Source organism: Suttonella sp. R2A3, assembly GCF_021513215.1.
GTDB lineage: Bacteria > Pseudomonadota > Gammaproteobacteria > Cardiobacteriales > Cardiobacteriaceae > JAHUUI01.
Genome location: NZ_CP090975.1, coordinates 99,635 through 112,500, shown reverse-complemented (window position 1 = coordinate 112,500; position 12,866 = coordinate 99,635). Strand labels below are relative to the sequence as shown.

Sequence of the window (12,866 nt, the reverse complement as noted above, 5' to 3'; positions counted from 1 at the left end):
TGACCAACGCTTTGGTCATGTCATGCAGAATATCGATATTGTCTTTAAGGATCTGCTCTGCACGATCGTAGTTGCGATCAATAATCGCGCGAATTTCTGTATCAATCAGGTTCGCGGTTTCATCAGACACATTTTTATGCTGAGTGACCGAGCGTCCTAAAAAGACTTCGTTCTCTTCTTCGCCATAGGCAAGTGGACCAAGCTTATCGGAGAGCCCCCATTGGGTGACCATATTGCGTGCGATAGCGGTTGCACGTTCGATATCATTCGAGGCACCAGTTGATACATGGTCGCGACCATAGATCAAATCTTCGGCGATTCGCCCACCGTACAGACTAGAAATCTGACTTTCCAAGCGCTCACGCGAATAACTATAGCGGTCTTGCTCAGGCAAGAACATAGTGACCCCTAGCGCGCGTCCACGTGGAATAATCGTGACTTTATAAACCGGATCATGCGAAGGTACCAAGCGGCCAACAATACAGTGCCCTGCTTCATGGTATGCGGTCATTTCTTTTTCCGCATCGCTCATCACCATCGAGCGGCGCTCTGCGCCCATCATAATTTTATCTTTGGCATCTTCCATATCTTGCATGGTGATTGTTTTACCGTCACGGCGTGCAGCAAACAGCGCCGCTTCGTTGACTAAGTTGGCTAAATCAGCGCCTGAAAAGCCCGGTGTACCACGCGCGATATCACGCGGCTTCACATCCTCATCAATTGGTTTTTTGCGCATATGCACTTTAAGAATCTGCTCACGGCCTTTGAGGTCTGGCAAACCGACCACGACCTGACGGTCGAAACGTCCTGGGCGAAGCAAAGCTGGATCAAGCACATCCGGACGGTTGGTTGCCGCAATGACAATCACCCCTTCATTGCCTTCAAAACCGTCCATTTCAACCAGCAACTGGTTCAAGGTTTGCTCGCGCTCATCGTGCCCACCACCTAAACCTGCGCCACGTTGGCGACCAACCGCGTCAATTTCATCGATAAAGATAATACATGGGGCGTGTTTTTTCGCTTGTTCAAACATATCACGAACCCGTGAAGCGCCAACCCCTACAAACATCTCAACAAAATCAGAACCGGAAATAGTGAAAAATGGCACTTTAGCTTCACCAGCAATCGCACGAGCAAGCAGTGTTTTACCAGTACCCGGAGGACCAACCATCAACACACCGCGTGGGATTTGCCCACCTAAATGGCTGAATTTCGTTGGGTCACGCAGGAACTCAACCATCTCGACAACATCTTCTTTAGCTTCTTCAGCACCAGCAACATCGGCAAACGTCACTTTGATTTTATCTTCAGGGATCAGCTTTGCCTTACTCTTACCAAAAGAGAATGCACCGCCTTTTCCGCCGCCACCCTGCATTTGTCGGCTGACGAATAAGAACAGCGCAATCAGGATAATGATCGGTAAAATATTGATCAAAATGCGCCCGAGCAAGCTTTCTTTTTCAATCGGGTTCGCTGTGATATTAACCCCATTTTTACGCAAATCACCAATCAACGCCATGGTGTTTGGCTCAGGGTTGTTTGTGATATAGCTCTTACCGGACTTATCGGTAAACTGGATCGTCATTTCCTGCAAATCAATTTTGGCCGAACGCACATCGCCATTTTCCACTTCATCGAGGAATTGCGAATAGCTGACGCTATTGGCACCATTATTCATTCCAAGATTATCGACTTCGCCGACTAAGAACAGGAACAGCAGAATCAGACCGCCCCAAATTAAAATCGATTTTCGCATATCGTTCAAAACACTTTCCTCTTCATAAAATCGTCAGGTTTAACGCTTTATCAAACCTTTTGCCAATAAATACGTTTCCTGGCTACGCTGGCGTGATGCGCTCGGTTTGCGCGTCAACACTTGCGTAAAATCATTCTTCAGTGAACGCATTAGTTTATCAAAACCTGGGCCGTGAAAAACTTTAGTTAATAAATTGCCATGCTCTTGTAAATGCTGCAAGGCAAAATCTACCGCCAATTCGACCAAGTACATGCTCTTCGCTTGATCAACGGATTTAATCCCTGAAGTATTGGGGGCCATATCAGAAATTACAAGGTCAATACCTGCATTCTCACCAATCAAGTCTTCTAATTGCGCTAAAACACTTTCTTCGCGAAAATCCCCCTGAATAAAGGTGACATCCGGCAAAGCGTCCATCGGCAAAATATCAAGGGCGAAAATATGACCTCGCCCCTGCAAACACTCAGCGGCATACTGCGACCAGCCACCAGGTGCGGCACCAAGCTCAACAATCGTCATGCCCGGCTTAATCAGCTTATCTTTAGCCTGAATTTCTTTGAGTTTATACACCGCACGCGAGCGATAGCCTTCTTCGCGCGCCTGCTGCACATACTTATCGTTGTGATGTTCTTTGAGCCACCGGTGTGAGCTTTTACTGCGAGCCATGAGTGATTTCTGCTATGCTATTTACAACTGAAACAATTAAGGATAACGCAATGTTAAGCAAAGCCCAAGTGCGATTTTTGAAATCTGCCGCCCATCACCTACAACCTGTTGTCTTGATTGGCGCTAATGGAATTACCAGTGGGGTCGATAAAGAGCTCGATTTAGCGCTCAATGTTCATGAGTTGATTAAAGTAAAACTCGGCAATCTTGACGATGACACACAACAGACGATGATTGAGCACATTAAGACCATACATAGCGCCGAATGCGTGCAAAAAATAGGCCATACCGCTATTTTCTTCCGTCGCAACCCCGAACAACCAAAAGTCGATTTACCAAAAAAATAATGCTTCGCGCCGTTGTCTAACAACGGCGCTTTTCTTTAAGCGCTCAGCTTGCGTTCGCCGCACACTTTTTGCACGACAGCCACTAACACATCCGCTGCCTTCTCTACATCTTCCAAGGTAGGAAAAGATGGTGCAATACGGATATTGGTATCGTACTCATCACGACCGTAAGGATAAGCCGATCCTGCCGGAGTGAGCTTCAAGCCTAAGCGCGCGCATTCGGCAACGACATTCTTAGCACAGCCTGGCAGTACATCTAAGCTTATGAAATAGCCGCCGGTTGGGTTTGTCCATTGAGCGAGACCAGTCCCAGCAAGCCCTTCTTCTAAGCGCTGCAATACCGCGTCAAAACGTGGTTTGAGAATCTCAGCATGATCGTTCATGTGATTTTCTAAGCCTACCTCGTTAAAAAAACGCACATGACGTAGCTGGTTGATTTTATCCGGCCCGATCATTTGGTAGCCAAAATGCTTCGTCAGCCAAGCAATATTCTCAGGGCTTGCGATAATCGCTGCCACACCAGCACCCGCAAAGGTGATTTTCGAGGTAGATGAGAACATCACCACCCGCTGCGGATGTTTAGCAGCCGCACATGCTTTGAAAATATCAGCGAGTTGGTCGCTATCCTGGCCAAGATGGTGCACACAATACGCATTGTCCCAAAAAATGCGGAAACCATCAGCCGCTGCGGTCATTTTTGCTAAACGCTCAATAACCTCATCGCTATAGGTAATCCCAGTTGGGTTAGAGTATTTCGGCACACACCACATGCCTTTGATGCTGTTATCTGAAGCAACCAATGCTTCTACTGCATCCATATCCGGACCATGCTCATCCATGCCGACCGCTATCATTTCCATCCCTAAATGCTCACATACCGCAAAATGGCGATCATAACCGGGCACTGGACAGATAAATTTTGCTTGCTGTTTTCCCCATGGTGGACGCTTTTCACCGGCCCCATAGCGCAGATAAATGGTCAGCGCATCATGCATCAGTTTTAAGCTGGAGTTACCACCAACCAGCACATCAACTTCTTCGCCCGTGCCGGTCATTTCCTTGAAAAAAGCTTTCATTTCAGGCAAACCATCTAAGCCACCGTAATTACGCACATCCGGTGAATATGCAGCGATGTCTTCAGCAGACAAATTATTGAGCAAGGGTAAAGCCAAATCGAGCTGTTCACTACTGGGCTTACCACGTGTGATGTCTAAATTCAGATCCGCATCTGCAAAAGCTTCTATTTTTTGACTTGCTTTCGCCACTAAGTGGGCTAAATCCGTTTGATTCATGTTATCTCTCAAAAAACTATAAAAATGCTATATTATCAGAACTTGGGCGCTGCTTGTATCGCTTAAGGGTTTATCTTTGTAAAATCATACGCCCAATAAGTGACGCTTAGCCAGCACCCTTGCTTGTACCCGACATTAGCAAAGCTGCCTTGGTGGGTAAAGCCTAATTTCTCATGTAAACGATCGCTCGCTGCATTACCAAGCGTTGGCACGCCAAACAGAATCCGTACATCCCCACGTTCGCGTAAACCATCAATGAGCGCTCGATACAACGCTGTTCCAAGCCCCTTGCATCGCTCTAGATCGCGATCATGAGCAAGATAGATGCTGCTTTCATAAGTATGCGCATACGCCGCCATTTTATGCCAGGGTTTGGCGTAAGCATACCCAACCACCGCACCATCTAATATGGCCACTAAATACGGGCTTAATGGTTCAATAGCCGCGCGACGAACGTGCATTTCAGCGTCACTCACCGCCTCGGTTTCAAAAGAGATATCGGTATGGCAGACGTAATAATTATAAATCTTGGTGATCGCCTGGATATCGGCGTCTTTAACCGCGCGAATACACCAATCACTCATTAGTCGCGTCCGATGCTCGCATGCGGCGCCATAGTTTTACTAACGGCGTAATAATCGCCACCGCGGCTAAACCGACTAAGACACCAACGCCAACATCGCCTAATGTGCTGACCAACCAGCCAACAACGCCTTGTAAATTGGCTGTCCATCCAGCAATGGCGTGGTGGATAAACGACAGGCCTTCAACCCAAATATGCCCACCGACAATAAACATCGCCGCGGTACCGACAATTGACAACGTTTTAAGCATGCGTGGGGCAAACCACAGCAGGCCACGGCCAATGGCATCTAACACACCTTCGTATTTCTCACGCCAATATAGCCCTACATCATCCATCTTCACGATAACCGCAACCGTACCATAGACCAACACAGTTATCAGTAACGCAATCACACTCAACGAAGCAATGCGAATCGCTTGCGAAAGGTCAAACTTCAATAACTCATTTAAGGCAATCACGACAATTTCAGCCGAAAGGATAAAATCAGTACGAATCGCCCCCTTAATTTTCTTGCGCTCAAAAGCGACCAAATCCACATTTTCGGCATTAGCGATTTTGTGTTCATTTTGACGTTCTTTTTCGTCTTCGTGAGGAAAAAGCAAATGCAGAACCTTCTCGGTCCCTTCGTAACACAAATACGCGCCACCAATCATCAGCATATACTTAACCGCCCAAGGCAAGAACGCCGCCATCAACAGCGCCACCGGCACCAAAATCAATTTATTGATCACCGAGCCCTTAGTCACCGCCCAAATGACCGGCAATTCGCGTTTCGCTTTTAATCCGGTCAACTGATAGGCATTGAGCGCGAGGTCATCACCAAGCACACCGGCAGTTTTTTTGGTTGCGACTTTTGTGAGCATCGCCACATCGTCCATCACCGAGGCGATATCATCAAATAACGCAAAAAAACTTACCGCCACGGCCTACCCTCCATTACTGCGTATCACAATCGACCCGATAAGGGTCAGGGAATCCTAGTTCTGCCAAAATATTACGCTCAGTTTGCTCCATTTTTTCAGCATCATCATCTTGAATATGATCATAACCCAGTAAATGCAGGAAACCATGAATGACAATATGTGCCCAATGTTGCTCCATGGTTTTTTTCTGCGCTTTCGCTTCATTATTGACCACGTTTACCGCAATCACAATATCACCCAGCAGACGGGGCTCTTCGGGCAAATCCCAATCGCAGGGAAACGCCAATACATTAGTCGGCTTTTCTTTATTGCGATATTCTTGGTTTAGCTCGGTAATTTCTTGATCATCAACCAAACGCACCGTTACTTCCAGCGCCTCATCATTTTTCAGCACGCTAAGCACTGTATCCAACCAGCGCTGCAGACGTTTCTCGCTCGGGTACAACCAATCCTCAGGGATATCCTCAACCTGATAATCAATCACTATTGGGTTCATCAACCGTTATCCTCATCATGTTTTTTATGCACATCATCATAAGCCTCAATAATGCGTTGTACCAAAGGATGACGCACCACATCTTGAGCTTCGAAATGTGTAAAAGAAATACCTTCAACATCTCGCAAGATGTCGCGGGCATGTTTTAATCCAGAATAGATCCCTTTCGGTAGATCAATTTGGGTGATGTCCCCGGTAATCACCGCGGTTGAGCCAAAGCCTTGGCGGGTCAGGAACATCTTCATTTGTTCAGTGGTTGTATTTTGCGCCTCATCAAGGATGATAAACGCATCATTGAGTGTGCGACCACGCATAAACGCCAATGGCGCAATCTCAATCACCCCACGCTCCATTAATTTGGTGACGCGTTCCGTGCCGAGCATGTCGTGCAACGCGTCATAAAGTGGCCGTAAATACGGATCGACTTTCTGCGTCATATCACCGGGCAAAAAACCCAAACGCTCACCCGCTTCAACCGCTGGCCGTACTAAAACCAGTTTACGCACCTTATCCTCGGCCAAATACGCCACCGCAGCCGCTACCGCAAGGTAGGTTTTCCCAGTACCAGCCGGACCAATACCAAAATTGACCGCATGCGAAAATACCCGGCGCAGATAACGGCGTTGATTTGAACCACGCCCGGAAATCGTGCCACGCTTGGTTTCGATAAAGATATCTTTACCTTCGCCTTTAGAGCTGAATTCACTAGAAAGCGTCGCACCGGCATCACGCAACGCTAGATGAACATCATCGGCGTTGAGTACACCTTCACCAGTTTGCTCATACAGTTTTTCTAAAACAAATCGGCCTTGTACCACGCGCCCTTCATCACCTTCAAGATGGAATAAATGGCCACGATTACTGATGTGGATACCCAGTTGATCTTCGATCAGACGCAGATGAGCGTCCATCTGCCCGTTCAACTCAGCTAAGCGTTGCTGATCTTGTGGGACAAGCTGGAAAGCGAGAGGATTTTGCATGCAGGCTCTACGGTTAAAATGATGTCTTTATTATGGCAAGTCTTGAAAGACTTGCAAGAAAAAATCAAGATGAGACGCTATCAAGCAGTTTGATACAACGCGGGTGCGACCATACCTTCCGCTTCAAGTAAACGTCCACGCAGAGAATTTTTGTACGCTGCAGTGATCTGTACTTTCGCAAAGCGACCAATCAAATCTTTTGGTCCCTGGAAATTCACCACCCGATTATTCTCGGTGCGTCCTGACACTTCCTGGGCGTTTTTCTTCGATACACGATCGACCAGCACCCACTGCTCGGTCCCGACCATCGACTCGGAAATATCAGCAGCCATTTCTAAGATTCGCGCCTGCAGGCGTGCTAGACGTTCTTTTTTAACCTCCATAGGAATCCGATCAGGCATGGCAGCAGCCGGTGTGCCCGGACGCGGGCTATAAATAAAGCTAAACGACGTATCGTAAAAAACGTCTTCAATCAGCTGCATGGTTGCTTCAAAATCTTCATCTTCTTCACCGGGAAAGCCGACAATGAAATCTGATGAAAAACTGATGCTCGGACGAAGCGCACGAATACGCGCTAGTTTTTCTTTATACATCGCCGCCTGGTGACCGCGCTTCATCAGCGCCAGAACCTTATCCGAACCACTTTGCACTGGTAAATGTAGGTGACTGACCAGCTGCGGTACGCGTGCATAAGCTTCAATCAAACTGTCAGAAAATTCCAGCGGGTGTGAGGTAGTAAAACGAATACGGTCGATACCATCGATCGCGGCGATGTATTCAATCAACAACGCAAGATCAGCGTTATCACCATCGTCCATCTCACCACGATAGGCGTTCACATTTTGACCGAGTAAATTAATCTCGCGCACACCTTGGGCAGCCAATGCCGCGCATTCAGCAATCACATCGTCAAAGGGACGACTTATCTCTTCACCGCGCGTATAAGGCACCACACAGAAGGTACAGTATTTAGAACATCCTTCCATCACTGACACATAGGCGCTTGGCCCTTCAGCACGCGGCTCTGGCAGGTGGTCAAATTTTTCAATTTCCGGGAAGCTCACATCCACCACACCATCGCGTTTTTGCTGTGCCTCAGAAATCAAATTTGGCAGGCGATGCAAAGTTTGCGGCCCAAAAACCACATCCACCACCGGCGCACGACGACGCAGTTCCTCACCTTCTTGTGAGGCCACACAACCACCCACACCAATGATAATATGGGGATTTTTCTCTTTAAGCGGTTTCCAGCGACCAATTTGCGAAAACACTTTATCTTGCGCTTTTTCACGAATCGAGCAGGTATTGAGCAGCAACACATCGGCGTCTTCTGCGCACTCAACTGGCTCCATGCCATGGGACACTTTCAACACAGCAAGCATCTTCGACGAATCGTATTCGTTCATCTGGCAGCCATGGGTAGCGATAAAGACTTTTTTTAGGGTTTGCGTCATGATGTGTTGGTTTGTAGGTATAAATCGACCGAGCATTATAACGAAATTAAGCGCAACAAAAAAGCCGCCAAAAGGCGGCTTTCTCATCATTAATGAAGCTTTTTATTGACCTTGCAGCGCTTTAACTGCCGGTTCAAAACCTTGGGCTGCTGCTGCTTCGATCAGCTGAATACCCGCTGCTTCATTTTTCTGCACGCCGTCGCCACGAACAGACATCACACCCAAATTAAATTGCGCTGGTGCATAGCCTTGTTCGGCAGCTGCTTGCATCAATGGCGCTGCTTGTGCTGGATCACCTTGTTGTAAGTAGAAGCTACCCATATCATAGACAGCCGGCACATAGCCTTGCTCAGCAGATTTCGCTAACCAACCCATTGCTTTATCAGGATTCGCTCCAACCCCATCACCGGTACGATACACCACTGACAAATTATGTTGCGCAGCAGCATTCCCTGCATTAGCCGCAGCTTCCCATGTCGCAATAGCCGCAGCTTTGTCACCACTTTGGAAGGCTTGTTGTGCTTGTTCCATAGCCGATTGCTGCGCTTCTGGTGTGGTCATGTCTACTTTGCCAGCATCGCTACCACCGGTGGTACATGCCGCAAGCAACATAGCGCCAGATGCGATCAATAAGGTTTTCTTCATCATATTTATGACTCCATTTTATTGGCTTGATAACGTAAATCCCAAACCCCGTGGCCCTTATTCAGCCCACGTTGTTCAAACTTGGTCAGCGGTCGCCATTCGGGTCTTGGCGCAAATCCATCTGATCCGCCTAGGTTAACCCATTTTGACTCATTCGCAAACACCTCTTGCATCCACTCGGCATAATTCTCCCAGTCGGTTGCGCAGTGCAACTCGCCGCCTGTGCGTAACTTACGATACAGTAAATCGGTGAAGGGTTTTTGAATAATCCGGCGTTTGTGGTGCCGCGCCTTTGGCCACGGATCTGGAAAATAAATCTGCACACGCGAGAGTGTGTCATCAGCCATATGATCACGCACCACCACTGCAGCGTCATGACAAATCAAGCGAACATTGGTGAGGCCTCGTTCAGCAATGCCGAGTAGCGCATGCCCCACACCAGGACGATGCACTTCAATCCCGATAAACCCTTTTTCAGGCGCTGCTTCGGCCATATCTAGAAAAGATTCACCATTGCCAAAACCAATTTCCAACACCAATTCGCGATCATCCCCAAAAATAGCCCGGCTATTGAGGTTTGTCTCAGCGGTGATATCAATGCCCCAACTTGGCCAATAATCGCTAAACGCACGCTCCTGGCCTGCCGTCATCCGACCTTGGCGTAAGACAAAACTACGAATGGTCATGCGTCGCGTTTGTCGTGTTCAATGACAGCGTAGGCTGAATGATTATGGATCGACTCGAAGTTCTCTGATGAAACGCGATACGCTTTAACACGCGCGTCTTGATTGAGCATCGCGGCCGCGTCACGCACAATATCTTCAACAAATTTGGGATTCTCATACGCACGTTCAGTAACGTATTTTTCATCCGGACGCTTGAGCGTTGACCATAGTGGGCACGAGCCACTCTCTTCACCAATCACAATCAGCTCTTCTTCGCTGATTGGCTGATCAGGATCAAGCAAAGCCGTGATAATCACATGCGAGCGTTGGTTATGCGCACCATACTTAGAAATTTCTTTCGAACACGGACAGAGGCTTGTTACCGGAACCGTAACCTCAATGCTGGTTTCTGAAGCCTCTCGTGATCCATCGACCACCCAACATACTTCGTATTCAAGTAAGCTTTCGACTTTGCTCACCGGTGCCGTTTTACGCACAAAAAACGGAAAACGCAATTCAATGGTCGCCTCTTCGGCATCGAGCAATTCGAGCATATCGATATGTAGTGAGGCCAGATCTTCTGACGACAACGCCTGACGGTGATTGAGCAGATGAATAAAGCGCGACATATGCGTGCCTTTTTGCTCGTGTGGTAAAGCAACCGTCAGCTCAGCTGACGCTATGGTATGCTGTTCGCCTTGAGCGCTGCGTACCGCAAGTGGTACACGAATTTCACGCACACCCACACGATTAATCGCAATATGGCGTGCGTCGGGGCTACCTTGTACATCAGGTATTGAATGATGTTGTGTCATATGTTCTAACCCATGAAAAATGCGACGCATTATAACCAACGCCCAGCAATAATCCTAGCAACATCCCTTAATCTTTCTTCAGCAATACCATTAATGGTTTTGTTTTTTTAATACCCGAACACTTTACAGGCTAATTCTTTTCAAACAACTGATTGACGGCTAGAATGGGCCAATAAATAACATCATTGAGGCTTATCATGTCCGCTTATCCACATCTTTTAAAACCGCTTGATCTCGGCTTTACGACCTTAAAAAATCGTGTCTTGATGGGATCAATGCATACTGGTTTGGAAGATCGCTTTTGGAATTATCCAAAACTCGCCGCGTATTTTGCTGAGCGCGCGCGCGGCGGTGTTGGCTTAATCGTGACTGGTGGGATTTGCCCGAACCGTCGCGGTTGGTTAGCGCCATTTGCTGGCACCATGAACACCCCTTTGGATGTGTTTAATCACCGTAAAGTCACCCGCGCAGTGCACGATGAAGATGGCAAAATATGCATGCAAATCTTACACGCCGGACGCTACGGCTACCACCCTTTTACCGTCGCCCCTTCAGCAATCAAATCACCGATTAGCCCATTTAAACCCAAAGCGCTGAGCGAGCAAGGCATCGAAAAACAGATCCGCGCGTTTGTGCGCGCTGCAAAACTGGCGAAAAAAGCCGGCTATGATGGCGTTGAAGTCATGGGTTCTGAAGGCTATTTGATCAACCAGTTTCTCTGCACACGCACCAATAAACGCAGCGATCGCTGGGGCGGCAGTTTCGAAAACCGCATGCGTTTACCAGTCGAGATCGTTAAGCGCGTACGTGCAGCGGTTGGTGATTCATTCATCATTATTTACCGCCTATCGATGCTCGATTTAGTCGAAGAAGGCCATCAATGGCAGGAAGTGGTACAACTTGGCAAAGCGATTGAGCAAGCTGGTGCAACCTTAATCAATACCGGCATCGGCTGGCATGAAGCACGTGTACCAACCATTGTCACCTCTGTGCCACGCGGTGCCTTCAGTGAAGTGACGGCTAAGTTCCGCGAACACGTCTCTATCCCGGTGATTACTACCAACCGGATTAATATGCCGCAGGTCGCTGAGGATATTCTTGCCAGCGGTGCAGCGGATATGGTGTCGATGGCGCGTCCTTTCCTCGCTGACCCGTATTTTGTGCAAAAAGCAGCTAATAACGACGCCGAGGCGATCAATACCTGCATCGCTTGTAACCAGGCGTGCTTAGACCATGTCTTTAATAATCAGCGCGCCAGCTGTTTGGTTAATCCGCGTGCAGCCTATGAATCTGAGCTGCCGATGAAACAGAGCCAAGCGCCTAAACGCATTGCGGTGGTCGGCGCTGGGGTGGCTGGTTTATCGGCAGCCGTGACCTTAGCTGAGCGCGGTCATCAAGTCACCTTATTTGAAGCGGGCAATAAGATCGGCGGACAGTTCCACATGGCTGCGCGTATTCCTGGCAAAGAAGAATTCATCGAAACCCTGCGCTATTTCCGCACCATGATTGAACGACACCAAGTGGATTTACGCTTAAATACACCTGCCGATGCGGATTTACTCGAGGCTGGTGGTTTTGCGCATATTATTATTGCCAGTGGTGTCGCGCCACGTCAGCTCTCTCTGCCAGGCATTGACCACTCTAAAGTGATTTATTACAACGAATTACTGCTCAAGGAAAAAAACGCCGGACAACGCGTCGCAATCATTGGCGCTGGAGGGATTGGTTATGATGTTGCAGAATTCTTGGTCCACAGCGGTCCATCACCGCAACCCATTCCCTCTTGGCAAAGCCAATGGGGGGTGGACCCACAATTTGAAGCACGCGGTGGTCTGGTTGAGCGTGAAGCGCCTGAAAGTACACGTGAAGTGATTATGCTCCAGCGAAAAGACGAACGATTTGGGAAAACGCTCGGTAAAACCAGCGGCTGGGTGCATCGCGCAACCATCAAACAACACGGGGTTAAAACCTTAGGTGGTGTGAGCTACGAGCGGATTGATGATCAAGGCTTACACATCACTACCAGCAAAGGTGCAGAGTGTCTGGATGTTGATAGCATCATCATTTGCGCTGGACAAGTCTCGCGCAACACACTCTATGAAACGCTTCAATCTCGCAAAGATGAGCTCAGCGAATATCAGCTACACCTGATTGGTGGCGCTGAACACGCTGGTGAGCTCGATGCCAAACGCGCCATTCGCCAAGGCACAGAGCTCGGTTTGTCACTTGCTTGATTTTACG

The 12,866-nt window shown here is 48.3% G+C and carries 13 protein-coding genes (1 of these 13 cut by a window edge); 2 read left to right on the top strand and 11 right to left on the bottom strand.

Annotated features, from left to right (window positions below):
- Positions 1-1,756: the 5' portion of an ATP-dependent zinc metalloprotease FtsH gene (gene ftsH / locus L0B52_RS00560; RefSeq protein ID WP_311195357.1), read on the bottom strand. It extends 203 nt beyond the left edge of the window; 1,756 of the gene's 1,959 nt are visible here — the first part of the coding sequence; it begins with the start codon at positions 1,754-1,756; the stop codon falls past the left edge of the window.
- A gap of 39 nt (positions 1,757-1,795) precedes the next feature.
- On the bottom strand, positions 1,796-2,422 hold the full coding sequence (rlmE, locus tag L0B52_RS00555; RefSeq protein ID WP_235064600.1) for a 23S rRNA (uridine(2552)-2'-O)-methyltransferase RlmE: 627 nt from the start codon (positions 2,420-2,422) through the stop codon (positions 1,796-1,798).
- Between the two features lie 50 nt (positions 2,423-2,472).
- Between rlmE and L0B52_RS00550 the strand changes: the two genes are divergently transcribed.
- Entirely contained in the window at positions 2,473-2,769 is a 297-nt protein-coding gene (locus tag L0B52_RS00550) for a YhbY family RNA-binding protein (RefSeq protein ID WP_235064599.1), read from the top strand.
- A 35-nt stretch (positions 2,770-2,804) separates the two neighbouring features.
- Here the strand turns inward: L0B52_RS00550 and L0B52_RS00545 are convergent, their stop codons facing one another.
- From L0B52_RS00545 to folE2, 9 genes are all read right to left on the bottom strand, one after another.
- On the bottom strand, positions 2,805-4,061 hold the full coding sequence (locus L0B52_RS00545; RefSeq protein WP_235064598.1) for an aminotransferase class I/II-fold pyridoxal phosphate-dependent enzyme: 1,257 nt from the start codon (positions 4,059-4,061) through the stop codon (positions 2,805-2,807).
- 62 nt (positions 4,062-4,123) lie between these two features.
- The gene (locus tag L0B52_RS00540; protein WP_235064597.1) at positions 4,124-4,645 is read right to left on the bottom strand and encodes a GNAT family N-acetyltransferase; all 522 of its coding nucleotides are present in this window, start codon (positions 4,643-4,645) and stop codon (positions 4,124-4,126) included.
- Complete coding sequence (locus L0B52_RS00535) at positions 4,638-5,570, bottom strand: DUF808 domain-containing protein (RefSeq protein ID WP_235064596.1); 933 nt, start codon at positions 5,568-5,570, stop codon at positions 4,638-4,640. Before L0B52_RS00535 ends, L0B52_RS00540 begins: the two co-directional genes overlap by 8 nt.
- A gap of 13 nt (positions 5,571-5,583) precedes the next feature.
- Positions 5,584-6,066: an rRNA maturation RNase YbeY gene (ybeY, locus tag L0B52_RS00530; RefSeq protein ID WP_235064595.1), complete on the bottom strand. Its 483-nt coding sequence runs from the start codon at positions 6,064-6,066 to the stop codon at positions 5,584-5,586.
- Positions 6,066-7,046, bottom strand: a complete 981-nt coding sequence (locus L0B52_RS00525) for a PhoH family protein (protein WP_235064594.1) — start codon at positions 7,044-7,046, stop codon at positions 6,066-6,068. The genes ybeY and L0B52_RS00525 overlap by 1 nt, the downstream gene beginning before the upstream one ends.
- An 80-nt stretch (positions 7,047-7,126) precedes the next feature.
- Positions 7,127-8,500 (bottom strand): tRNA (N6-isopentenyl adenosine(37)-C2)-methylthiotransferase MiaB, encoded by a 1,374-nt coding sequence (miaB, locus tag L0B52_RS00520; RefSeq protein WP_235064593.1) that lies wholly within the window; start codon positions 8,498-8,500, stop codon positions 7,127-7,129.
- A gap of 102 nt (positions 8,501-8,602) precedes the next feature.
- Positions 8,603-9,148 (bottom strand): tetratricopeptide repeat protein, encoded by a 546-nt coding sequence (locus L0B52_RS00515; protein WP_235064592.1) that lies wholly within the window; start codon positions 9,146-9,148, stop codon positions 8,603-8,605.
- 2 nt (positions 9,149-9,150) lie between these two features.
- Positions 9,151-9,831: a tRNA (guanosine(46)-N7)-methyltransferase TrmB gene (gene trmB, locus L0B52_RS00510; RefSeq protein WP_235064591.1), complete on the bottom strand. Its 681-nt coding sequence runs from the start codon at positions 9,829-9,831 to the stop codon at positions 9,151-9,153.
- Positions 9,828-10,625: a GTP cyclohydrolase FolE2 gene (gene folE2 / locus L0B52_RS00505; RefSeq protein ID WP_235064590.1), complete on the bottom strand. Its 798-nt coding sequence runs from the start codon at positions 10,623-10,625 to the stop codon at positions 9,828-9,830. The genes trmB and folE2 overlap by 4 nt, the downstream gene beginning before the upstream one ends.
- Before the next feature lie 194 nt (positions 10,626-10,819).
- Here folE2 and L0B52_RS00500 point away from each other — a divergent pair, with 194 nt between their 5' ends.
- Positions 10,820-12,859 (top strand): FAD-dependent oxidoreductase, encoded by a 2,040-nt coding sequence (locus tag L0B52_RS00500; protein ID WP_409202352.1) that lies wholly within the window; start codon positions 10,820-10,822, stop codon positions 12,857-12,859.
- Positions 12,860-12,866: the final 7 nt, after the last annotated feature.